At 58.8% G+C, this 21,470-nt stretch carries 19 protein-coding genes; 11 read left to right on the forward strand and 8 right to left on the reverse strand.

Features of this window, described 5'->3' with window-relative positions; genetic code table 11:
• Positions 1-38: 38 nt before the first annotated feature.
• Complete coding sequence (locus ACTZWX_RS12080; RefSeq protein WP_444714149.1) at positions 39-1,766, forward strand: alkyl sulfatase dimerization domain-containing protein; 1,728 nt, start codon at positions 39-41, stop codon at positions 1,764-1,766.
• 74 nt (positions 1,767-1,840) lie between these two features.
• On the opposite strand, the gene ACTZWX_RS12085 is transcribed toward ACTZWX_RS12080, so the two are convergent.
• The 4 genes from ACTZWX_RS12085 to pdhA form a co-directional block, all read right to left on the reverse strand.
• Positions 1,841-2,338 (reverse strand): copper chaperone PCu(A)C, encoded by a 498-nt coding sequence (locus ACTZWX_RS12085; protein ID WP_444714150.1) that lies wholly within the window; start codon positions 2,336-2,338, stop codon positions 1,841-1,843.
• A 114-nt stretch (positions 2,339-2,452) separates the two neighbouring features.
• A complete protein-coding gene (locus tag ACTZWX_RS12090; RefSeq protein ID WP_444714151.1) occupies positions 2,453-3,577 on the reverse strand; it encodes a dihydrolipoamide acetyltransferase family protein in 1,125 nt (374 codons plus the stop codon).
• 10 nt (positions 3,578-3,587) lie between these two features.
• A complete protein-coding gene (locus ACTZWX_RS12095; RefSeq protein ID WP_444714152.1) occupies positions 3,588-4,592 on the reverse strand; it encodes an alpha-ketoacid dehydrogenase subunit beta in 1,005 nt (334 codons plus the stop codon).
• On the reverse strand, positions 4,589-5,668 hold the full coding sequence (gene pdhA, locus ACTZWX_RS12100) for a pyruvate dehydrogenase (acetyl-transferring) E1 component subunit alpha (RefSeq protein WP_444714153.1): 1,080 nt from the start codon (positions 5,666-5,668) through the stop codon (positions 4,589-4,591). The genes ACTZWX_RS12095 and pdhA overlap by 4 nt, the downstream gene beginning before the upstream one ends.
• Positions 5,669-5,918: 250 nt before the next feature.
• On the opposite strand from pdhA, the gene ACTZWX_RS12105 reads away from it, so the two are divergent.
• A complete protein-coding gene (locus ACTZWX_RS12105; protein WP_444714154.1) occupies positions 5,919-6,638 on the forward strand; it encodes a tellurite resistance TerB family protein in 720 nt (239 codons plus the stop codon).
• Positions 6,639-6,717: 79 nt separating this feature from the next.
• Here ACTZWX_RS12105 and ACTZWX_RS12110 read toward each other — a convergent pair whose 3' ends face one another.
• Both ACTZWX_RS12110 and ACTZWX_RS12115 read right to left on the reverse strand, forming a co-directional pair.
• Positions 6,718-7,056: a zinc ribbon domain-containing protein YjdM gene (locus tag ACTZWX_RS12110; RefSeq protein WP_058090623.1), complete on the reverse strand. Its 339-nt coding sequence runs from the start codon at positions 7,054-7,056 to the stop codon at positions 6,718-6,720.
• Between the two features lie 40 nt (positions 7,057-7,096).
• Complete coding sequence (locus ACTZWX_RS12115) at positions 7,097-7,636, reverse strand: histidine phosphatase family protein (RefSeq protein ID WP_444714347.1); 540 nt, start codon at positions 7,634-7,636, stop codon at positions 7,097-7,099.
• Between the two features lie 299 nt (positions 7,637-7,935).
• On the opposite strand from ACTZWX_RS12115, the gene ACTZWX_RS12120 reads away from it, so the two are divergent.
• From ACTZWX_RS12120 to ACTZWX_RS12155, 8 genes are all read left to right on the forward strand, one after another.
• Positions 7,936-8,388 (forward strand): YaiI/YqxD family protein, encoded by a 453-nt coding sequence (locus ACTZWX_RS12120; protein ID WP_444714155.1) that lies wholly within the window; start codon positions 7,936-7,938, stop codon positions 8,386-8,388.
• Between the two features lie 84 nt (positions 8,389-8,472).
• Positions 8,473-10,275: an ABC transporter ATP-binding protein gene (locus ACTZWX_RS12125; RefSeq protein WP_444714156.1), complete on the forward strand. Its 1,803-nt coding sequence runs from the start codon at positions 8,473-8,475 to the stop codon at positions 10,273-10,275.
• Between the two features lie 62 nt (positions 10,276-10,337).
• Positions 10,338-11,111, forward strand: coding sequence for an ABC transporter ATP-binding protein (locus tag ACTZWX_RS12130; RefSeq protein ID WP_152437518.1), 774 nt, complete (start codon positions 10,338-10,340; stop codon positions 11,109-11,111).
• A 43-nt stretch (positions 11,112-11,154) separates the two neighbouring features.
• Complete coding sequence (locus ACTZWX_RS12135) at positions 11,155-12,039, forward strand: ABC transporter substrate-binding protein (protein WP_444714157.1); 885 nt, start codon at positions 11,155-11,157, stop codon at positions 12,037-12,039.
• The gene (gene fhuB, locus ACTZWX_RS12140; protein WP_444714158.1) at positions 12,029-14,059 is read left to right on the forward strand and encodes a Fe(3+)-hydroxamate ABC transporter permease FhuB; all 2,031 of its coding nucleotides are present in this window, start codon (positions 12,029-12,031) and stop codon (positions 14,057-14,059) included. Before ACTZWX_RS12135 ends, fhuB begins: the two co-directional genes overlap by 11 nt.
• Positions 14,046-14,876: a (2Fe-2S)-binding protein gene (locus ACTZWX_RS12145; protein WP_444714159.1), complete on the forward strand. Its 831-nt coding sequence runs from the start codon at positions 14,046-14,048 to the stop codon at positions 14,874-14,876. Before fhuB ends, ACTZWX_RS12145 begins: the two co-directional genes overlap by 14 nt.
• A 68-nt stretch (positions 14,877-14,944) precedes the next feature.
• On the forward strand, positions 14,945-17,083 hold the full coding sequence (locus tag ACTZWX_RS12150; RefSeq protein WP_444714160.1) for a TonB-dependent siderophore receptor: 2,139 nt from the start codon (positions 14,945-14,947) through the stop codon (positions 17,081-17,083).
• Positions 17,084-17,217: 134 nt separating this feature from the next.
• Positions 17,218-18,339 carry a PQQ-dependent sugar dehydrogenase gene (locus ACTZWX_RS12155; protein ID WP_444714161.1) on the forward strand — a complete coding sequence of 374 codons (1,122 nt, stop codon included), beginning with the start codon at positions 17,218-17,220 and terminating at the stop codon, positions 18,337-18,339.
• Here the strand turns inward: ACTZWX_RS12155 and ACTZWX_RS12160 are convergent, their stop codons facing one another.
• Together ACTZWX_RS12160 and ACTZWX_RS12165 are read right to left on the reverse strand one after the other, a co-directional pair.
• On the reverse strand, positions 18,340-18,753 hold the full coding sequence (locus ACTZWX_RS12160; RefSeq protein ID WP_072677847.1) for a GFA family protein: 414 nt from the start codon (positions 18,751-18,753) through the stop codon (positions 18,340-18,342). It lies immediately after the preceding gene.
• A 92-nt stretch (positions 18,754-18,845) separates the two neighbouring features.
• On the reverse strand, positions 18,846-19,616 hold the full coding sequence (locus ACTZWX_RS12165; protein WP_444714162.1) for a glutathione S-transferase N-terminal domain-containing protein: 771 nt from the start codon (positions 19,614-19,616) through the stop codon (positions 18,846-18,848).
• Between the two features lie 266 nt (positions 19,617-19,882).
• Here ACTZWX_RS12165 and dacB point away from each other — a divergent pair, with 266 nt between their 5' ends.
• Positions 19,883-21,457: a D-alanyl-D-alanine carboxypeptidase/D-alanyl-D-alanine endopeptidase gene (gene dacB / locus ACTZWX_RS12170; RefSeq protein ID WP_152437512.1), complete on the forward strand. Its 1,575-nt coding sequence runs from the start codon at positions 19,883-19,885 to the stop codon at positions 21,455-21,457.
• Positions 21,458-21,470 lie beyond the last annotated feature (13 nt).

The following is a 21,470-nucleotide window of genomic DNA, read 5'->3' on the forward strand; positions in this document are numbered from 1 at the left end:
CACCCGCGACCAGAAATAACAACATCAAGGATCTCGTTATGCCCCGTATCACCGGCCTGTTACTGAGTGTTTTCCTGATCACCGCCTGCAGCCAGTCCGGTATCGACAGCCCACCAGTATCAGGAACCCTGTCACCGGAGGCTCTTGACCGCCATGGCGAAGAATTCAGGGAAGACGTGATTGAAGTCACCGACGGCGTTTATGTTGCCATTGGTTTTGGTATTGCCAATTCCATCATGATCGAAGGGGATGACGCCGTCACCATTGTCGATACCATGGAGTCGCTGGAAGCGGCAGAACGCATCGCCGAGCGTTTCCGGGCAATCACTGACAAACCGGTGCGAGCCATTATCTATACCCATTCGCATCCGGACCATATCCATGGGGCGCCGGCTTTTATCAACGATGGCGATCCGGTCGACATCTATGCTCACCGCTCTCTGGAGAAAGCGGTTGACCAGACCGTGAGTGTACTCCAGCCCATCATCACCCAGCGTTCTTTTCGTATGTACGGCAGCCGACTGCCCGATGCCGACCGGACAAATGTGGGTATTGGCCCATTCGTGGATTTGCAGGAACACAGTACCCTGCAGATCCTGCGACCGACTCAGACCTTTCAGGACGAGCTGAACATCACCGTGGGCGGCGTGGAGATGATCCTCAAGCACGCTCCTGGCGAGACCGACGACCAGGTGGTGGTGTGGCTGCCAAAACAGAAAGTGCTGCTGCCGGGCGACAACTTCTACCGCGCCTTTCCCAATCTCTACACCATTCGCGGCACCAGCTACCGGGACCCGAAAACCTGGGCTGACAGTCTGGAAATGATGCGGGATCTGGAGCCGGAATATTTGGTACCCGGCCACTCACGCCCGGTGACAGGCAGAGCGGAGATCCGCAAGCACCTGACCGATTACCGGGATGCTATTCGCTACGTCTATGATCAGACCATCCGAATGATGAATGCCGGCAAAACGCCTGATGACATTGCACATGAAATCCGCCTGCCGCCCCGCCTGGCGCAGTCCCCGTTCCTGCAGGAGTTTTATGGCAAACCGGAGTGGTCGGCCCGTATGGTCTTTGGCGGAACACTTGGCTGGTTCGATGGCAATCCCAGTAACCTGCACCCCACCCCGCCCAGAGAAAAAGCAGAGCGCATGGCCCAACTGGCCGGCGGTGAAGAAGCATTGATGACGGCTGTGGAGAAGGCTGCCGGTAACGAAGACCATCAATGGGTGCTGGAGCTGACTGACTATGTGCTGCGGCTGAGCCCGGAACACCAGGCCGCCACCGAACACCGCATAGTCGCCTTGCAGGCCCTGGCGGCCGCAGAAACCAATCCCGGAGCCCGCCATTACTACCTGACCTCCGCTGCCGAACTGGCGGGCAACATCACCCTGCCCCTGATGGCGGTAACTCCCAACGATACAATGCTCGAAGGTATTCCCATCAGGGCCTTTTTCGACGGTATGAGTGTCAACCTGGAAGGTGACGCCGCGTGGGACATCTATCAATCCGTCGTGTTTGAGTTTCCCGACCTGAAGCAAAGCTTCACGCTCACGGTGAGAGGTGGCGCATCAGAACTCCGGAAGGGCGCCTCGGAAGATGCCAGCATCCATGTGCGTATTGACAGCCTCGACTTCAAGCGAATGCTTGCCGGCATCCGCAACCCGGCCTTGGCCATTCTGTCGGATTTCGAGTATGTCCAAGGGGGGCGGATTGGCTTTACCCGGTTTATTCAGTTGTTTGAGCCGAATCTGGAAACCTGATTCAACGCAGAACAGTAACCACCAGGTCACCGCAGACAGAGGCAGACATCATTTACCGAGAGCGTGGCGTAAAGTCAGTGATGATGCATCCCGGAATGGTCCATTGCCTTTTCTTTGCCGTCCAGGGGATGCACCTCCAGCTCTACGGCCATGGCCTCAGCACCGTCGAAAGCCAGTTCTACAGGAATGAGCTCACCCTCCGCCAGGGGCTGGGTGAGCTGTTCCAGCATTAGATGGTAGCTGTGAGGTTTCAACTCAACGGTCTCCCCGGCGGGAATCACCAGCCCGCCTTTGACCGGGCTCATGCGCATCACGCCGTCGTGCATGTGGGTTTCGTGGATCGACACGTTACTCGCCCGGGGTGATTGGGCACTGGTGAGGGTGACATCCTGATTACCGTGATTACTGATGACCATGTAACCCACGCCCATGGGCGTGCCGGGGGGTGTTGGTCGGCTCCAGGGGTGTTCTATGTGAATGTCGCCCTGGCTGTAATCGTGAGCCAGGACAGGAGCAGCCAGTGTCGTGGCAGCGAACAGGAGGCCGACGCTGAGTAAATGTGTACGGTTCATGGGCACTAACTCTGTTGTTATGTGGTCTTGAAGTCTTTTCGAAGTAAGTGTTGCCATCACTTGCCGTGATGGCAAGTGTGTTTTAGCCCATTTTCATCAAATAGTGGTGGCTGGTCACGATGCGTTATTCAGGGCCTGGACCATCGCCCCCAGAAACCGCGAGGCTTCCCCGCCGGTTGCCGCCCGGTGGTCGAAGGTCAATGACAACGGCAGGATGCGACGAATGGTCGCAGTGCCATTGTATGGCACAACCTTGTCCCGGATTCGCCCGGCCCCCACGATGGCCACTTGTGGCGGGCTGACAATGGGGTTGGCGTACTGGCCGGTCATGGTTCCGAAATTCGACAGGGTAATGGTGGCGCCCTGCATCTCTTTCGGCGGTATCTTACGGGTGGCCACTGCCTCGCGCAGGTTCTCCAGGCCCTGGCGCAGGTCTTTCTGGCTGCGATGAGTGATGTCCCGCAACACCGGTACAAACAGGCCGTCCGGGGTGTCCACGGCGATGCCCACATGCACCTCGTTCAGGAGTTGCCGGCTCAGATTGTCGCCATCAAACCAGCAGTTGAGCTCTGGCACGGCTTCACAGGCTTTGCCGATGGCCTGCACCAGGCGCATGGTGATGTCGGTGCCCTTTTTCCAGTCACCGATATCCACGTCCTCAAAGATAGATACCGGCACCACTTGGGCGTGTGACAACGCCATGTTTTTTGCCATGGTGCGGCGGGTACCGCGCAGGGGTTCGGCGTCGCCCAGTTGTTTCTGGTGGCTGGCCTGTTTGTGCACATCGTCCGTGGTGATCAGACCACCGGGGCCACTGCCCTTGATGGATTCCAGGCCAACGCCCAGGCGTTCTGCCAATGCACGCACACCGGGGGTGGCTCGATTGGCCCGGGCCCGCTTGCTGGAAGGGGCTGCGCCGACGATAAACTGGTCCTGCTGTGCACCGTTGCCATCGCCTTTTCCGGAGGACTTCAGCTCACCCACCACGGTACCGGTGTCGTCCCCCTCTCCTTCAAAAGCCAGCAGAGGTTCGCCGGTGTGGATGATGTCCCCGGGCTCGCCATAGAGTTTGGCGATGGTGCCGGCCTGGGGGGACGGCACTTCAACGATGGCCTTGGCGGTTTCGACGCTGACCAGTACCTGGTCCACATCCACCGTGTCACCCACCTTGATATGCCAATCGACAATTTCGGCTTCGGGCAGGCCTTCGCCCAGGTCTGGGAGTTTGAAGTTTTTCATGGTTAGCCTCCTAGAGCGCGATCACCTGTTCGACGGCTTTAACGATGTCTTCTACCTGCGGCAGGTAATACTGCTCGTTTCGGTAGTAAGGCATGATGGTGTCGTACCCGGTGACTCGCACCACCGGGGCCTGAAGATCCAGAAAGGCGCCCTCGGCGATTGAGGCCGCTACTTCGGCACCGACACCGCCGTTGCGGCAGGCTTCGTGAACGATCACCGCACGGCCGGTTTTAGCCACCGAGCACAGCAGGGTTTCCCGGTCCAGAGGGCTGACGGTGGCGACGTCGATCACCTCGCAGCTGACGCCCTGCTCCGCCAGCTTGTCGGCAGCCTGCAAGGTTTCCTGCACACAGGCGCCCCAGGTAATCAGGGTGACGTCATCCCCTTCGCGCAGGGTGAAGCAAGTATCCAGCGGTAGCGCCTCACCGTTGTCCTCCACGCTATGGGTAACTGCCCGGTAGATACGCTTGGGCTCCAGGAAGATCACCGGGTCCGGATTGCGGATGGCCGCCAGCAGAAGGCCATACGCCCGTTGCGGGGAGCTGGGAATAACCACCCGCAGGCCGGGGATGTGGGCAAACAGGGCTTCGGTGCTTTCCGAATGATGCTCGGGCGCATGGATACCGCCACCGAACGGTGCCCGAAACACCAATGGGCAATGGAGGCGGCCGCGGGTGCGATTACGCATGCGAGCGGCGTGGCTAACAATCTGCTCCATGCCGGCGTAGATAAAGCCCATAAACTGGAATTCCGCAACGGGCCTCAGGCCTTGCGTAGCCATACCAATGGCCGTGCCGGCGATCAGGTTTTCCGCCAGGGGTGTGTCCATCACCCGCTTGAAGCCAAAGGCTTCTTTCAGGCCTACAGTGGCCCGGAACACGCCGCCATTGGTGGCAATATCTTCGCCCAGCACCACCACGTTAGCATCGTCTGCCATTGCCCGGTGCAAGGCCATATTGACGGCTTCCACCAGGGTCACGTCTCGGGTTTCAATGGATCGCTTTGCCTGGCTCATAGGTCACCTCCCCGGTATTTGCTGGCGATCTGTTCGCGCTGGGGCTGCAGCGCAGCAGGGAGGGTTTCAAACAGGTAATCCAGCATGGCGGTGGGTGGCTCGGCCTGCATGGCCAGGTACTTCTCAACGGCCCGTTCAACGGTTTGCTTGCATTCCGCCTGCAGGGATTTTTCTTTATCCGGGCTCCAATGGCCGTTGTCATGCAACCAGTTCTGCAGGCGTTTGATGCCATCTTTCTCCCAGGCGCGCTTGAGATCTTCGGCGGTTCGGTAGCGGGTGGCATCGTCGGCGGTGGTGTGGTCGCCCAGGCGATAGGTGACGGCTTCAATCACCGTCGCGCCTTTGCCGCCGTGGGCACGGTCCAGGGCGGTGTCCAGCGCCTCAACCGTAGCGAAATAGTCGTTGCCGTCCACAATATGGCCCGGCAATCCGGCGCTGATGGCTTTCTGGGCAATGGTCTCCGCGCCGCTTTGCAGGCTGCGCGGCGTGGAAATCGCCCATTGGTTGTTGATCACCACAAATACAACGGGTAAATGCCAGGCGCCGGCCAGATTGATACTCTCCAGAAAATCACCCTTGGAGGTACCACCATCACCGATGCAACAGACCACGGCCCGATTCTCATCGCGAATCTTCATCGCCGCCGCCACGCCCACGGCGTGGCAACACTGGGTGGCAATGGGCACCGAGATCGGCAAGTCTTCCGGGCAATTCAGCCAGGCGCTGCCACGCTCATCACCGCCCCAGTACAGCAGTAATTCCGTGAGACTGACGCCGCGAAGAAGATGGGCGGCCTGATCCCGATAGTAGGGCACAAACACATCGGACTTCGCCATACCCTGGCCAATAGCTGTACCCACCACCTCGTGCCCGAGCACAGACGGGTAGGTGCCGCACTTGCCGGTGCGTTGCAGGGCAATGGCTTTGGAATCGAAGGTGCGCGTCAGCACCATGTTGCGGTAGGCGGCCAGAACCCTGTCAGTGTTCCCGGCCTGGGGCGGCAACTCACCCAGCGGTTTGCCGTGGTCATCCAGATAGCGGGTGCTATCCACATGGAATTCGTGGATTTGTCTCATCCCATCCTCCTGTCCCCCGGCCTCGCGGTAAAAGCCTGGCTGCACAGAAAGCCTGCTTTTGGCGGGCAGCGGCAGCCTTGGGGTGGTTGGCACTCTGTTTAAGGTTTAGTCGACGGCCCGGAAATGATCAAAGGAACTTTACCGACATGCGCCTGACAATACGTTCACCCCCGGTTCATGTTGGGTATGGCTTACTGGGGCTAGAATCAACAGAGTTGCTTTGAGCAACAGCGTCATCAGGAGATGAGCAATGAATGTCATGTCGGTACTGAATCAGATCATGGGCCAGGCTCAAGTTGGCCAACCCCAAAGCGGTAGAGCAATGGACGTCAAAGGCCTCATGGGCGGTTTAGGTAATCAGCTCTCTGGCGGCAAAGGTGGCGGCAGCGGTGTTGACGTGAAAAGCCTGTTGGGCGGTGGCGCCCTCGGCCTGATGCTGGGCTCCAAACGAGGCCGGAAAATGGGTGGCACGGCGCTAAAATACGGTGCACTGGCTGGCGTTGGTGTGCTGGCTTACAAGGCTTACCAAAATTATCAGACCAATGCTCAGGGAGTGCCGCAGCAAGCGCCCGCCCTACAGGGTCGGCCGTTGGAGCAGCTTCATGGCGCAGATCAGGAGAGGCGGGGACTGGAAATACTCCAAGCCATGATCATGGCCGCCAGGGCCGATGGCCACATAGACGCCAATGAACGGGCCTTGCTCACTCAGGAAATAGAGAAATTAGGACCAGACGACGAGTTACACGCCTGGATACAGCAACAGTTCGACGCCCCCCTGGATGCGAAAGCCCTCGCAAGAAACTCCGATTCGCCGCAAGCAAGCCGCGAGATCTACGTAGTCAGCGCCGTGATGATCAACGACCAGAATCCAATGGAGCGGGCCTGGCTTGACCAACTCGCTGCTGCCCTGAAACTCGAGCCCAATCTCGCCAAAGAACTGGAGCAACAGGTTCAAGCAATCTCAGGCTAAAGCCCGCCCGGGACAGTGACAAGAGACGCCAGCGCTCCTGCCAGAGCATTCGGCGCCTCTCTTAGGCTTTCGAGCTAACTCAGGCTTTCTTCACGAACTCCGACTTGAGTTTCATAGCACCAACGCCGTCAATCTTGCAATCAATATCGTGATCGCCATCCACCAAGCGAATGTTCTTGACCTTGGTGCCTACCTTAACCACCAGGCTGGACCCTTTAACCTTCAAGTCCTTGATCACAGTGACCGTATCACCATCCTGAAGTTCATTACCGTTGGAATCCCGAACCACCTTACCGGCCTCGGCCTCAGCCTGTTCCGCCGCAGTCCACTCATGCCCGCACTCGGGGCAAACCAGCTGAACGCCGTCTTCATAGGTGTATTCAGAATTGCACTGGGGGCATGGAGGCAATTGGGACATTATCATTTCCTGTTAATCGAATGAGCACAGGATTATACCACTACCGCCCCGGAGACACCCTCGCCAGAACCGTCGGATTCTCCGACAGCGGCAACGCCAGAATCACAGCCTCATTAGAGGCCGGAAAAACCCCGGACAGCGCCGTCACATTCACCTGATGCGACACCAGAATCACCGCCGCCCCCGGCTCCAGCTCATTTACCAACGCAATCGTTTGCCGCGTTTGGGTATCACCATCACCCCGATTCCGGAAAAACGAATTCAACGCCGGCCACTCCGTCACCTCCCCCATATCCATTTCCCGCGCCGTATCCATACACCGACACCACTGGCTGGAAAACACCCTGGCCTCGGTAATACCCCGAGACGCCAGAAACGGCCCCCACGAACGCGCCTGTTCCCGCCCGACCGAATTGAGATTGCGCTGGGTACTGCAATCCTCCAGATCAAACTCACCGGGATCGCCCGTGCCTGGCGCCAAAGCATGGCGCATCATCAAAACCGCCCGGCCCTCGCGGAGGGCAGTCCAGGCCTGATCCTCCGAGGCGACACCTTTGACCGGCACTAATCCAAGAATCATAAGAAAAAAGACCAACCTGGTTTTCATACCCCTTCCCTCGAAATCAGCAAAATAATCGCGGAGGTACTGATGTTGTTAATAAGCGTGTTTAGGGATGGCTTCCAAAAAATTTCGAAGGCCAAGGATGGCCTGAGAGAAGCGCACATGGATGTGCTCGTAGCGGTTTTTTGGAAGCCATCCCTAAACATGCCAACACCAAACCGCGACGGCACAAACGTAAATACGCGGAGCAAACCTAACAAGCCCACCCGATGAAAGGTTAAAATACACCAACCACAAGCCAACAAAGGAAAACCGACATGCCAATCTGGGTCGACGCCGACGCCTGCCCCGTCCCCATCCGGGAAATACTGTGCCGCGCCGCCGCCCGCTGGCAAATCCAGACCACCTTCATCGCCAACCACGCCATCACCCTGCCACCCAGCCCATACATAAGCCGCCGCCAGGTACCCCAGGGCTTTGACGTGGCCGACAACGAAATCATGGACCAGATGACCAAAGGCGACCTGGTGATCACCCAGGATATCCCCCTGGCCGCTGAAGCCATCGAAAAAGGCGCTGACGTGTTCAACCCCAGAGGCCAGGCCTTCACCAAGGAAAACATCCGCCAACGCCTGGCCATGAGAAACTTCATGGAGGAGATGCGCAACGCCGGGCAAGTCACCGGCGGGCCTGCTCCCTTCGGCCAGGCAGACCGCAAAGAATTCGCCGATCAACTGGACCGCTGGCTGCAACGCAACGGTCGCAGGTGATAATGATTCTATTTTAACTCAGTCAAAAATCCGCTAACCTTCCCGCCTTCAGTGAGATCAGCCACGGCGAGAAGGAAGCGGAACATGGCCACAAGCAGCCAACACACCAGCAGCTTTGCGGCACTCGGCCGCCTGTTACGTTATGCCCGGGGTTATCGTCGGCGGATCATCGCCGCCACCACCTGCTCCGTCATCAACAAACTGTTCGATATTGCTCCCGAAATCCTGATTGGCGTGGCCATCGATGTGGTTGTGAACCAGGAACAGAGCTTTGTCGCCCGGCTTGGGTTCGAGACCGCCCAGCAACAGATTACCATCCTGGCGGTACTGACCTTTTTCATCTGGGCAGGCGAATCCCTGTTCGAATACCTGTACCAGATCCTCTGGCGCAATCTGGCCCAACGCCTGCAGTCGGATCTTCGGCAAGACGCCTATGAGCACGCCCAGCGTCTGGATATGAGTTTCTTTGAAGCTCGAAGCTCCGGGCAGCTGGTTGCCACCATGAACGACGACGTTAACCAGCTTGAGCGTTTTCTCGATGGCGGTGCCAACGCCATGATTCAGGTGGCCGTCACCGTGGTGGCCGTGGGTGCAGTTTTCTTCGTGCTGTCCCCACTGATTGCCCTGCTGGCGTTCACCCCTATCCCGCTGATCATCTGGGGAGCCTTCTATTTTCAGCGTAAAGCCGGACCGCTGTACGCCGATGTCCGTGAAAAAGTCGGTGACCTGTCCAGCCGCCTTGCCAACAATCTGGGTGGTATTGCTACTATCAAAAGCTTTACCGCTGAGCTGCGCGAAGCCCGCCGCCTGAAACAGGCCAGCGAGGCCTATGTGGAAGCCAACCGGCAGGCGATTCGTATCAGCTCAGCGTTCATACCCGTGATTCGAATGGCGATTCTCGCCGGGTTTCTGGCGACCTTTACCGTCGGTGGCATGATGGCATTGAACGGCGACCTCAACGTCGGTGCCTACGGCGTGCTGGTATTCCTGACCCAACGCCTGCTCTGGCCCCTGACGGGCCTCGCTGAGGTTATTGACCTGTTCGAGCGCGCCATGGCCAGCACCCGACGAATTCTCGACCTGCTGGCGGAACCGGTCAACGTGCGGGACCAGGCAGGAAAAGACCTTGAACAACCGGTTCAGGGCAGGGTGGCGTTTGACCAGGTGGGCTTTCATTATGACAGCAGCGGTGCCGGTGTTAACGGCATCAGCCTGGAGGTACCCGCCGGCAATACCCTGGCCCTGGTGGGTGCAACCGGTTCTGGCAAATCAACCCTGATCAAACTGTTGTTGCGATTCTATGATCCCACCCACGGCGAGATCCGCCTGGATGGCCAGGCTATTGGGGAAGTGAGCCTGAAATCCCTGCGAGATGCGATCGGTCTGGTCAGCCAGGATGTCTACCTGTTTGAAGGCAGCATTCGCGACAATCTGGCCTACGGTAAGCCCGAAGCTACCGATGAAGAGATTATCGAAGCGGCCCGAACAGCAGAGGCCTGGTCGTTCATCAGCCAGTTACCCCAGGGCCTGGATACTCCGGTTGGCGAACGCGGGGTGCGCCTCTCCGGCGGCCAGCGCCAACGGCTGTCCCTGGCCCGTGCCCTGTTGAAAGATCCTCCGGTTCTGGTACTCGATGAAGCCACCAGTGCCGTGGACAACGAAACTGAAGCGGCAATTCAGCGCTCGCTCCGGCGCATTGGCCAAAACCGAACGGTGATCATGATCGCCCACCGATTGTCGACCATTGTTGACGCGGACAACATCGCGGTGATCGACGGAGGCCAGGTGGTCGAACAAGGCGATCACAAGACACTGCTGGCGCTAAACGGCGCCTACGCTGCGCAATGGCGCGTTCAGACCGGCCAGGTGAACAATGCCAACACCTGATATATATTGATAGTAATTCGCATTTAGATTATCCTGCACGCCAAAGCCAAGGGAGAGTCTGAATGCCAGCGTTTTTTGAAGTCGACCAACTGGCGGTTCGCCTGGGTGACACCGCCATATTGCACAATGTCAGCCTGGCATTTCAAGAAGGCGAGGTAACGGCGCTGCTCGGTCATAACGGCTCGGGCAAATCCACCTTGTTGAAGACCCTGGCCCGGCAGATATCGCCCTCCCACGGCGAAGTCCTGCTCAATGGCCAGTCTTTCCGGGCTACAGGTACCCGAGCATTCGCAAGAACCGTGGGCTACCTGCCACAACATCCCCCGGCAACCGACGGACTCACAGTGAGAGAGCTGGTCGCACTCGGACGCTATCCCTGGCGCGGCCCCCTCGGCCGTTACACTGCGGGCGACCAGACACTGATTGAACAGGCCATCCATGACACCGGCCTGGCACGATTCGCCGACCGCGCGGTCGACACCCTGTCGGGTGGTGAGCGGCAACGGGCCTGGATAGCCATGTTGCTGGCCCAGCAAACCCGCTGCCTGCTGTTGGATGAACCCATTTCCGCCCTGGATGTGAAACACCAGGTGGAGACCCTGCGCCTTGTCCACCGCCTTGCCGAAGAGCGGGAACTGACCGTCATTGTGGTGTTACACGATGTGGATCTCGCGGCCAGGTTCTGCGACCGCCTCGTGGCCCTGAAAGCCGGTCAGGTTGTGGCGGATGGAACGCCCAATGAGATTATGGACAGCGGCATATTGGAATCCATCTACGGCGTCGCCATGGGCGTTATGGAACGAGCGCCCGGCCAATGGGTGTCTTATGTGCACTGAACAACGGGCTTCCCGCCCACTCGCGTATCTCTGCTTAATTGCATTGATAATCAGCCAACCCGCGCACTCCGGAACCTGGAGCCACGAAAACGGCTCGATCACCCTGCCCCGGCCGCCTGAGCGTATCGTTGCCCTCAACTGGGCCGCAACTGAGGCGCTTTTGCTATTGGGGGTGCCCCCCGTAGGCGTGGCAGATCGCGACGGCTACAGCGCTTGGGTCCAGGCCCCGGAATTACCCGGTGGCATTGCCAATGTTGGCACCCGCGTTGCTCCCAGCCTGGAGGCGATTGCCGAGCTGAAACCAGACCTGATCGTTACCAGTGCCGAAATGGCGCCTGCGGCCGAATTACTGGAACGCATTGCTCCCACTTACGTCATCAGCGTGTACAAAGAGGGCTCCGCCCCCTTCACCAAAGCCAGGGAAATGCTGACCACGCTTGGCCAGATGCTGGGCCGCGAAGCCCTGGCCGAGGCCATCCTTACCGATATTGACCAAACCCTCGAGAATCAACGCACCCGTCTGGCCGAGGCCGGCATGAATCAGCAACCGTTGGCCCTGGTCAACTTTCTGGATGACCGACATGTCCGTATCTACGCGCCCAACGGCCTCTATCAGACCACCCTCAACGCCCTGGGGCTGCGCAATGCCTGGCCACACGAGGGTAACTATTGGGGTTTCTCTGTGGTTGGCCTGGAGGCCATTGCGCCCTATCACGACAGTCGTATCGTTGTAATTTCACCCACCCTGCCCGGGCTCTCGGATCACCTGGCCGGCAGCCCCTTCTGGACTTACCTGCCGGCCGTCAAGCGAAACCAGGTATATCAGATTGAGCCGGTGTGGCCATTCGGCGGGGTGTACCCGGTAAAACGCCTGGCGATCTTGCTGGCTGATGCCCTGTTGGAGGGAGGCCGCAACAATGTTCGCTGACTCGGCACGCATACCTGCGACCGCCCCTTCCCTCCCCAAAAGACTTCCGGTTGCCATTGCCCTGCTCTGGCTTGTCGCCCTGGCGGCCAGCTCCCTTCCCTGGCTGAGCCAGATGACACCAGGCGAACTGTTCGCGGCGTTCTGGAGCTATACCGAAGATTATTACCCGTCTGTGCTCGCTCACTACAGCTGGGCCCCCAGGGTCTCAATGGCCGTTCTGATCGGCTGCGGACTGGGCCTGGCAGGCGCCGTTACCCAGCAAATCCTTGGCAACCCCCTGGCCTCGCCCACCACGCTGGGCGTGGAAGCCGGCGGGCAGTTCGGGGTGACCATTGCCACGCTTTTTGTACCGGGTTTGCTGGCCTTCAGCCCCGACCTGGCCGCCGTGGCGGGTGGCCTTCTGGCCATTGGCCTGGTGATTGCGCTGACCTGGCGCCTGGGTTTCTCTCCAGTCACGGTCATTCTGGCGGGGCTGGTGATCACCTTCTTCCTCGGCGCCATGAACATGGCCTTTCTGCTGCTCAAAGGCGAATGGCTGGGCAACCTGTTCATCTGGGGTGCAGGCTCACTGGTCCAGAATAACTGGGGGCCCTTCCTGGAGTTGCTGCCGCGAGTACTGATTCTGGCGGTTGCCATACTGATGTTGATGCGGCCACTGGCACTGCTGCAACTGGGGCAGGCTTCGGCTTCGGCACTCGGGGCCAAGGTTGCGCTGGTTCGGGGCGGCGCCCTGATTCTCGTGGTGCTGATGAGTTCCGTGGTGGTCAGCCGGGTAGGTGTGGTGGCATTCGTGGGGCTGGCCGCCCCGGTGCTGGCCAAGCTACTGGGCGCCCGCACGCTGGGTGAGAGACTGCTTTGGAGCACGATCACTGGCGGCGGGCTCTTGCTGCTGGCAGACACCCTGGCGCACTGGGCAACAACTCTGGGTAACGGCTCCATTGTGCCCACCGGCACCACCACCGCCCTGATCGGCGGCCCCATTATCCTGTTGGCGTTGCAGGGCATCCGAAACACTCACCATATGCCCGGAGCAGATTCGAGCTCGGCCGGGTTCATGCCCACCCGCAAGCCAACAGTTCTGATCGCCGGCATTCTAATGGCGCTGCTGGTGCTGACCATCGCTGTGTCTATGGCCTGGTCGCCCGGCCTGAGTTCCTGGGACTGGACACCCGTGTCGAACTGGAGCGATGCCTGGGTGTGGCGTGGCCCCCGGCTGATGGCGGCCATTCTTGCCGGCATGGCTCTGGGCATGGCCGGCACGCTGATACAGCGCATGACCGGCAACCCTATGGGCAGCCCGGAATTGCTGGGTATTAGCGGTGGAGCGGCTTTGGTGATGGTGGTCCTGGTGCTCACCGGCCTCGACATCAGCCGTGGCGGCCAACTGATTGCTGCCACTGCGGGGGCGGCTGCAGCGTTGGGCCTGTTGATTCTGCTTGCCCGCCGCCATCGTTTTGCCGGCAACCAACTTCTGTTGGGCGGGCTGGCGCTTTACGTCTTTATGGATGCCGGATTGAGGCTGGTAATGGCTTCCGGGGGAACCGTTGCGTCGAGATTGCTGAACTGGATGTATGGCTCCACCTGGCTGGTTTCTGAACCAGAAGCCATTGGTTTGCTGGCACTGGTGCTGGGGCTTGGAGTACTGCTTTTGCTGGTTATACGACCGCTTACCCTCTTGCCGCTGGGGGATTCGGCCGCATCATCGCTGGGACTGCCGGTTGCGCGGGCCCGACTTCTGCTGCTGCTGATGGCTTCAGTACTCACTGCCGCCGCCACTGTGGTGATCGGCCCGCTGAGCTTTGTTGGGCTGATCGCACCCCACCTTGCCAGGGTGCTGGGCCAGCAAACGGTGGGGCGTCAGCTTGTGGTTGCAGCCCTGGCTGGCGCACTGCTGCTGGCCATCGCCGATTATCTGGCGCGGGTCGTCGTGTTTCCCAACCAGTTGCCATCCGGGCTATTAGCGGCCCTGGTGGGTGGCCTGTACTTTCTCTGGGGATTGAGCCGCCATGGCCGTCACTGAGGTTTGTGGTGATCACTGGCTGGCCAGCTATCGCCAACTGTTAACCGGCCATGGTCTGAGCCCACAGAACACGCTGAACAGCGCACTGGCTCAAGACGCCGGGCAACGCCCTGCGCTGTTTTCCCTGGCACAGGTTCTGGCCAGGCCGGAGCTGCTGGAAAACCAGCTGCTGGAGGATTATCCGGACGCGTGCCACCCCAGGATGCACAAGGCCCGCGTGTCGGTGCTACACCAGAGCCTGGCCTTGCAGGTCATCGCCCCCCGGATGCTACAGCTGTTCCGGGATGGAGCCTGCGCCCCCCTGAACCCGGACCTAATTTTCCTGTGCCCGCTGGAACTCGCTGACGCGCCGTCTCGCTGGGTTAACTTGAATGACGGTCAGACGCCGCTGGCACCCGAGGCATTTATTGAGATAACCGCTGATCATATGCAGGCGTGGTATCCGGTCTTCCGGCAGTCCTTCGGGGTCAGTCCCGGCGCCTACTGGAGCAGTGTTGGCCTGGCACTGGGTGCACCCTTTTCTGCGGTCTGGAATCAGGTGGACCCGGAAGCGCTCTGCGCCCTGGCCACCAGCTGGCTGGCCCGGTTTGAGTGTGAGGCAAACCGATACATCGACTGGATACCGGCTGAATTCAGCCAACAGCGCTGTGCACTGCCTCAACGGCGAGGCTGCTGCCTGAAGTACCTGTTACCGGACGGCGGATACTGCGGGACTTGCGGGATTTACCGTCGCGACCGCATGGGCAGCGTTAGGGAATCAGCATCAGACAAGCCATTAAAGACGTTATCAACCACCAAATCTATTTGTAAACGATAACCCTTATCATTACAATCCGCGTTACAAATTTTACATCTGACCCTAACCTATCAGAGGAATACCCAGGAATGCAGTTGCCCACTTCCACCAAAAACAAGGAATACAAGCATTCGCCGCGCGGTTCATGGACCGCAGGGCTCCTTACACTGGCAGTGAGTAGCACACCGGCTCTGGCCCAGGAAACACTTACTCCGATTGATGTCAGTGGCGAGCGTATTGAAGACCCATCTGCCCCGGTAGATGGGTATATTGCGACCTCTAGCCGGGCGGGAACTAAAACCAATTCCCCGATTACCGAAATTCCACAGTCTATTTCTGTGGTTACCGCCGATCAGATGCAAGACCAGGGCGTTGCCAGTGTTCAGGAAGCCTTACGTTACACCGTGGGCGTAGGAGCCGAGCAGTTTGGTCTTGATAGCCGGGGCGACTGGCAGTCCGTGCGCGGCGGCGACCCGGTGATCTTCCTCGATGGCATGCAAAAGACTTTCGGTTTCTATCAGAGCCCTCGCACGGAGCCGTACCTGCTGGAACGCATTGAAGTCATTCGTGGGCCCTCTTCCGTGCTTTACGGCCAGGGCAACGTGGGGGGCCTGATTAATCTCGCCACCAAACGCCCACAGGCAGAACAGTCTACCGAACTGAAACTGCAGGTAGGGAACCACTCCCGAAAGCAGGCAGCAGTCGATTCAACAGGGGCGCTTAATGAGGACGGCACCCTGCTTTATCGTTTTATTGCCCTGGGCCGCGATAGCGACACACAGGTCAACAAGGTTGAGGACAATCGAGTGGTCATCGCACCTTCGATCACCTGGCGCCCAACAGATCAGACCGAGTGGACTGTTATGGCGCTGCACCAGGAGGACCGTTCAGGCACCACCACACAGTTCCTGCCTATCGAAGGGACCCTGAAACCGTCACCATTTGGCCTGCCACAGATCCCCATCGATCTGTTCATCAGCGAACCGGATTTCGACCGCTACAACACCAAGGAAAACGCGGTGACATCGTTGTTAAGCCACCAGCTCAACAACGTCTGGACAGTGCGGCAAAGCCTCCGTTACTCGGAGACCGAGGTAGACTATCAGAGCATCTACCCGCAATTTACCCCTGCCCTCAAGGAGAACGGGGATATCGCTCGGGTCGCCTACGCTAACAAGCCAAACCTGGACACCCTGACCGCAGATCATCAGGCAGAGGCTTTGTTCTCAACGGGCAATGTGGACCACACGGTACTGCTTGGCTGGGATTACCAGCATGCGGTCAGCAGCAGCCGCCGGGCCTACAAGGCCGACATTGGCGACTTGAACGTATTTAACCCCGTCTACGGGAACTATGACCGGCTGACCGAAAGCGACTTCAGCGATACACCGGAAAATACGGTGATCCAGAGTGGGTTCTACGCCCAGAATCAGATGACCATTAATGATCGCTGGATCGCAGTGCTGGGCCTTCGCCACGACAGCGCCCGCAACAAGACCGAGGGCGGCACGGCCTTCACCGACGAGGAGGTCACCGGCAGGGCTGGCCTGATGTATAAGTTCAGCAACGGTGTCACTCCGTTCATCAGCTACTCGGAATCCTTCAAACCGGTCACCGGTCTTGATGCTTTCAACAATCCGTTCGAGCCGTTAAAAGGTGAGCAGGTTGAAGTCGGCGTAAAGTATCAGCCGGCTGACTCCGCGAGCCTGTATACCGCTACGGTATATGATCTGCGCGAAAAGAACCGCCAGGCTCCTGACCCCGTGAATCCAAACAATCAGATCCAGAATGGCGAGACCAGCGCCCGTGGCATCGAATTGGAAGCAAAAGTGGACGTGAACGCACACTGGGACCTGATCGCCAACTATGCCTACACGGATACCGAGGTTGAGGAGGGCAACAACAAAGGTGCCCGACTGCCAAGCATTCCCGCCCACACAGCATCGATCTGGAGCCAACATGACCTGCGGTCAGTTGGTATTCCGGGGCTTCGGGCCGGTGCCGGTGTGCGTTATGTCGGGTCAAGCTGGGACGGCACAGACCAACTCAAGACCCCTGCAGAAACCCTGCTGGACGCCATGATTGCCTACGGTCGTGACAACTGGGAACTGGCTTTGAACGTCAACAACCTGACCAATGAGACTTACCTCACTACCTGCCTGGCTCGGGGCGATTGCTTCATAGGCACCAAACGCACGGTAACGGGCACCTTGAGTTACCGTTTCTGAGTCCTTCCTGACGAACACAAAAAAGCCACCGCAAACCGGTGGCTTTTTGGTGTCGTACACTCTGTTATCGTCTAGATTACTCACTAGTCGTCTGCGTGGCACCACTGACACTACCTTAGCGTGGAGGAGACCTCATGAACCGCCCGACTATCGTCATCGCCGCGGGCTTATCAGTACTGGTAGCATCCCCAGTATGGTCTGACCAGACGTTCTCATCCAACAAAACCGATTTCCGGATAGAAACCGTCGCCCAGGGCCTTGAGCACCCCTGGAGCCTGGCTTTCCTGCCCGACGGCACCATGCTGGTCACCGAACGTGAGGGTCGGCTTCGCCGGATTGAAAACGGCAATCTTGTGCGAGAGCCGGTGAAGGGACTGCCGGAGCTGGTTGCCTCCGGCCAGGGCGGGCTTCTGGATGTGGTGCTGCACCCGCAGTTCACCGACAACCAGATCCTGTTTCTGAGTTACGCACACCGCAACAGTGACGGCATGACTACCCGCGTTGCCCGCGCCACCTACAATGGCGAAGCGCTTGAGAACGTTGAAGTGATTTTTGAAGCTTTACCCCGCTCCAGCAATGGCAGGCACTTTGCGGGCAGGATGGTTTTTGACCAGAGCGGCCATCTCTACGTGGCCATCGGTGACCGGGGTGAAATGGACAGGGCCCAGGACAATCGGGACGATGCCGGTGGTGTTCATCGCATTTCCACCAACGGTGACGCGATTGCAGACAACCCTTTTCTGGATGATGCCCGCACCAACAACACCTTCTACACCTACGGCAACCGCAACATCCAGGGCATGACCCTGCATCCGGACACCGGTGAAGTCTGGAGCCATGAACATGGACCCCGGGGTGGCGACGAGATTAACATTATCAGGGCGGGGAATGACTACGGCTGGCCGAAGGTCACCTACGGCATCGACTACTCCGGCATCCCCATCTCAGACAAGACCACTATGGACGGTGTAACCGATCCACTGCACTACTGGGACCCGTCTATTGCCCCCTCTGGCATGGCCTTTTATACCGGGGACCTGTTCCCGCAATGGCGGGGCGATGTGTTTGTTGGTGCCCTGAGGAGTCAGAAACTGGTGCGTCTGACCATTAACAACGAACAGGTGATTGAGGAAGAAGATCTGCTCACCAATCTCGGTGAGCGAATCCGGGATGTGCGTATGGGGCCGGATGGCGCCCTGTGGCTGCTGACCGATTCACGCCAGGGCAAGGTGTACCGGGTGGTACCGGCCGAGTGATCAGTGTGGATCGTTGGTGCGTTCGGTTTTCTCGAACTGGGGCAGGTTGTCGGTGATATCAAACCAGTCAGACTTTGACCCCACGTAAACGTGCTGGGCGGCCTTTTTTCCCAGGGGTTCGTTGATCACGCCCACCCGCAGTCTCAGGATGCCGGGGATGGCGTCAACGCGGCTGTATAGCTGACTGCCGCAACGGGGGCAGAAAGCCCGGTATTTGCCGGGCCGGGATTCGAATTCACGCACCAGATCCTGTCCGGCAACATACCGGAAGCGCACCGTCTGAACCGGCGCACTGGCGGAGAAAGCACTGCCGTGCGCCCGACGGCACTGGCTGCAATGGCACAGGGCAACCGGGCCAAGCGGGCCATCGTATTCAAACTGGATATCGCCACAAAGGCATTGGCCGGTATACATCGTGCGCTCCTGATTCTGGCTCACAAACTCTGGGCGCTGATCATACCGTGTCGGGCCCGGAATACCAGCCCCGGGCCAATGACTGCAGGCACTCAGCCGCCATACTGACTGTTCACATAAGCCACAATCCGGCCGGATTCAAATAACTGCTGGCCAGTATTGGGGTCTTCCAGGTAAGGCACCTGAACACGGCCGTGTTGCTTGAAAAACGCATCCCGCTTGCCGCCCGGTATAGGCCGGTACTCGCCTGGCTTTAAACGTCGCTTGGCCGGGCCGATTTCGGTCCAGTGTTCCTTGCCCAGGTTATGCAGCGTGTAGGGAATCTCCAGCTCGCAGAGTTTTTCCCGCACCAGCCGTGAAAAGGGGCTGCCCTCAAAGCTCCAGAGGTGTAATCCCTGTTCCGGTCGGTTACCGGAGGTGGCACGCAAGCCGCGCAGTTCACTGGCGGCCGATCCGATTGAATTTAAAGCTGGCTGCCAGGCTTTGGACTGATAGTAGCCGGGCACGGACCGACCGGCATACTGACTGAACAGGTACTCAACAATATCCTCAGATTCGTAGATCACCTTGTCGGTGTTGTGATCCACCAGCAACGGGAACTGTTGCTTGCCGCCCAGGGCTTCGGCTTCCGGGCGGAAGAATCGGCCGCCTTTAGGGCAGGGCCTGATCTCAACATCCAGGTGCAAGGCCGTCAGCACTTCCCGCACGCGGCGACAGTAGGGGCAGGCTTCCATGTCGTACAGAATGAGGGGCTTCTCCGGCTGTGGAACGGCCTTGATCACCAGGCACCCACGCCAGGCGGCAAAAGAGGACGTTGCCACGGATTCCAGTACATTCACCTGATGTCTGAGCGCTTTGAGCATATTGTTCCCTTTGTCTGTTGTGTTCAGTTCACGGGCTCTGGGCGGCATTGTCGCACAATCGCAGCCTATCCCATTGGCTTGCGCGTCACTGCGTTACGGTCAAAGCTAACCCACTGATTCTGAAAGGCACTTACGTGCTGTCACAAAAACTCAATATAAACAACGACTCTACTGCCATTTTTTAACGTCATGTATAGCTTTTCTGCATAGTACAAAACCACAGGATGAGCTATTGTACAAAGAGAACATAAAAACGGGCTGGTGTGATGCTGATTCAGGGTTTGCAGGCGAGGACCTGCGCGTCAAGGTGTGTAACCTCACCCAAGAGGCTGGTTTTGGCCATTGCGGCTGCCTGCACCATGGCAAGCACGCCGGTCCTGGCCCAGGAAAGCAACACAGCTGCCGCTGCCTTTGCCGAATCCCGTCTCTGGGCCAGTCAGATCAAAGACTACGCAAACAAGTCCCTGAATAGCGAGCAGGCCCTCAGTGTTGCAGCCATTCCCCTTAACGGGCCGGGCATTGAGCAGTATGTGAACGCTGACGAACTGATGAGCCCTGGCTCCATCATGAAGCTGGTCACCACCTACGCCGCTCTGGAATTGTTGGGTCCTACTCATCACTGGAATACCGACTTCCTGACCGACGGCACCATGGTTGGCGATACCCTGCAGGGCAACCTGTATGTGCGTTTCGGTGGCGATCCAAAACTCACCCTTGAGCGACTTTGGGGTACCCTTCGGGAACTGCGCAGCATGGGTATTAACCGGATTGAAGGCGATCTGGTTCTGGATGGCAGTTATTTTCGGGTGGATGGTGGTTTCCCTGCCTTTGAAGACAACGGCAACAATCCCCACGCGCCGTTTCTGGTGGAGCCCTCCGCTTACCTGACCAACCTTAACCTGTTGCATTTTCAGGTGCGCGCGGATGAACGGGGTACCCAGGCCTGGACCACGCCCGATCTTGGTGAAGTCACCATTGATAACCGGGTTACCGCCCTGCCGGAAGGTCCCTGCCCCGCCCGCAGCCGCTTTGACTGGAAACCGGTGTTCCATAACGATCACAGGGTAACCGTACAGGTTACCGGTGAACTTCCGCAGGGTTGCCGGACCACAACCTATCTGTCATTGCTGCCCCATGAGCGCTATTCCGCCTCCCTGATCCGTTCGGTACTGTCTGAAATGGGCGTGATTGTCAGTGGCGGCGATCGCTTCGAGACCACACCGGATGAAGCACGCCTGGTCATGCGCACCACCTCACCCGACCTGGTAACCATGGTGCGGGACATCAACAAGTGGAGCAGTAACGTGATGGCCCGGCAAATGCTGCTGACCATTGGCGCCGAATTTCGCAAGGATGATGAACAGGATGACCGGGTGGCGGGCATCCGCGCCATCTATGACTGGCTGGAAGGGCTTGGCGTCAATACGGCGGGCATGGTGATTGATAATGGCGCGGGACTGACACGCCATGGCCGGATTACCGCACGCCAGGGCGCACAGATTTTGCAGCACGCTTGGAACAGTCCCTATTCTTCAGACTTGATGGCCTCCATGCCGATCATTGCGATGGATGGCACCATGTCCCGGCGCCTGAGAAATACCGGCATGGACGGCCAGGGCCGGATCAAAACCGGCTACCTTGAGCATGTGCGCTCCATCGCCGGCTTTACCCGTGATGACAGGAACACCACCTGGGCCATCGTCGGCATGGTCAATAACAACCCGGCCTGGAATGGCCAGGCGGTGCTGGATCGCGTGCTTTACTCCCTGCATTTCCGGCCACCGGTCGGAACGTCCCTGTCCCAGTCACCGGCTGATGGCTCGGGGCCTTCCATCCAGTAAACCCCGCCAATAA

Origin of the sequence: Marinobacter sp. NSM (assembly GCF_052380025.1) — a bacterium.
Taxonomy (GTDB): domain Bacteria; phylum Pseudomonadota; class Gammaproteobacteria; order Pseudomonadales; family Oleiphilaceae; genus Marinobacter.

What these genes read in the sequence shown, in the direction of transcription:
- ACTZWX_RS12080 (WP_444714149.1), top strand. Translation starts at nt 39, where the DNA reads ATGCCCCGTATCACCGGCCTGTTACTGAGTGTTTTCCTGATCACCGCC.
- ACTZWX_RS12085 (WP_444714150.1), bottom strand. Translation starts at nt 2,338, where the DNA reads ATGAACCGTACACATTTACTCAGCGTCGGCCTCCTGTTCGCTGCCACG.
- ACTZWX_RS12090 (WP_444714151.1), bottom strand. Translation starts at nt 3,577, where the DNA reads ATGAAAAACTTCAAACTCCCAGACCTGGGCGAAGGCCTGCCCGAAGCC.
- ACTZWX_RS12095 (WP_444714152.1), bottom strand. Translation starts at nt 4,592, where the DNA reads ATGAGCCAGGCAAAGCGATCCATTGAAACCCGAGACGTGACCCTGGTG.
- pdhA (WP_444714153.1), bottom strand. Translation starts at nt 5,668, where the DNA reads ATGAGACAAATCCACGAATTCCATGTGGATAGCACCCGCTATCTGGAT.
- ACTZWX_RS12105 (WP_444714154.1), top strand. Translation starts at nt 5,919, where the DNA reads ATGAATGTCATGTCGGTACTGAATCAGATCATGGGCCAGGCTCAAGTT.
- ACTZWX_RS12110 (WP_058090623.1), bottom strand. Translation starts at nt 7,056, where the DNA reads ATGTCCCAATTGCCTCCATGCCCCCAGTGCAATTCTGAATACACCTAT.
- ACTZWX_RS12115 (WP_444714347.1), bottom strand. Translation starts at nt 7,636, where the DNA reads ATGATTCTTGGATTAGTGCCGGTCAAAGGTGTCGCCTCGGAGGATCAG.
- ACTZWX_RS12120 (WP_444714155.1), top strand. Translation starts at nt 7,936, where the DNA reads ATGCCAATCTGGGTCGACGCCGACGCCTGCCCCGTCCCCATCCGGGAA.
- ACTZWX_RS12125 (WP_444714156.1), top strand. Translation starts at nt 8,473, where the DNA reads ATGGCCACAAGCAGCCAACACACCAGCAGCTTTGCGGCACTCGGCCGC.
- ACTZWX_RS12130 (WP_152437518.1), top strand. Translation starts at nt 10,338, where the DNA reads ATGCCAGCGTTTTTTGAAGTCGACCAACTGGCGGTTCGCCTGGGTGAC.
- fhuB (WP_444714158.1), top strand. Translation starts at nt 12,029, where the DNA reads ATGTTCGCTGACTCGGCACGCATACCTGCGACCGCCCCTTCCCTCCCC.
- ACTZWX_RS12145 (WP_444714159.1), top strand. Translation starts at nt 14,046, where the DNA reads ATGGCCGTCACTGAGGTTTGTGGTGATCACTGGCTGGCCAGCTATCGC.
- ACTZWX_RS12150 (WP_444714160.1), top strand. Translation starts at nt 14,945, where the DNA reads ATGCAGTTGCCCACTTCCACCAAAAACAAGGAATACAAGCATTCGCCG.
- ACTZWX_RS12155 (WP_444714161.1), top strand. Translation starts at nt 17,218, where the DNA reads ATGAACCGCCCGACTATCGTCATCGCCGCGGGCTTATCAGTACTGGTA.
- ACTZWX_RS12160 (WP_072677847.1), bottom strand. Translation starts at nt 18,753, where the DNA reads ATGTATACCGGCCAATGCCTTTGTGGCGATATCCAGTTTGAATACGAT.
- ACTZWX_RS12165 (WP_444714162.1), bottom strand. Translation starts at nt 19,616, where the DNA reads ATGCTCAAAGCGCTCAGACATCAGGTGAATGTACTGGAATCCGTGGCA.
- dacB (WP_152437512.1), top strand. Translation starts at nt 19,883, where the DNA reads ATGCTGATTCAGGGTTTGCAGGCGAGGACCTGCGCGTCAAGGTGTGTA.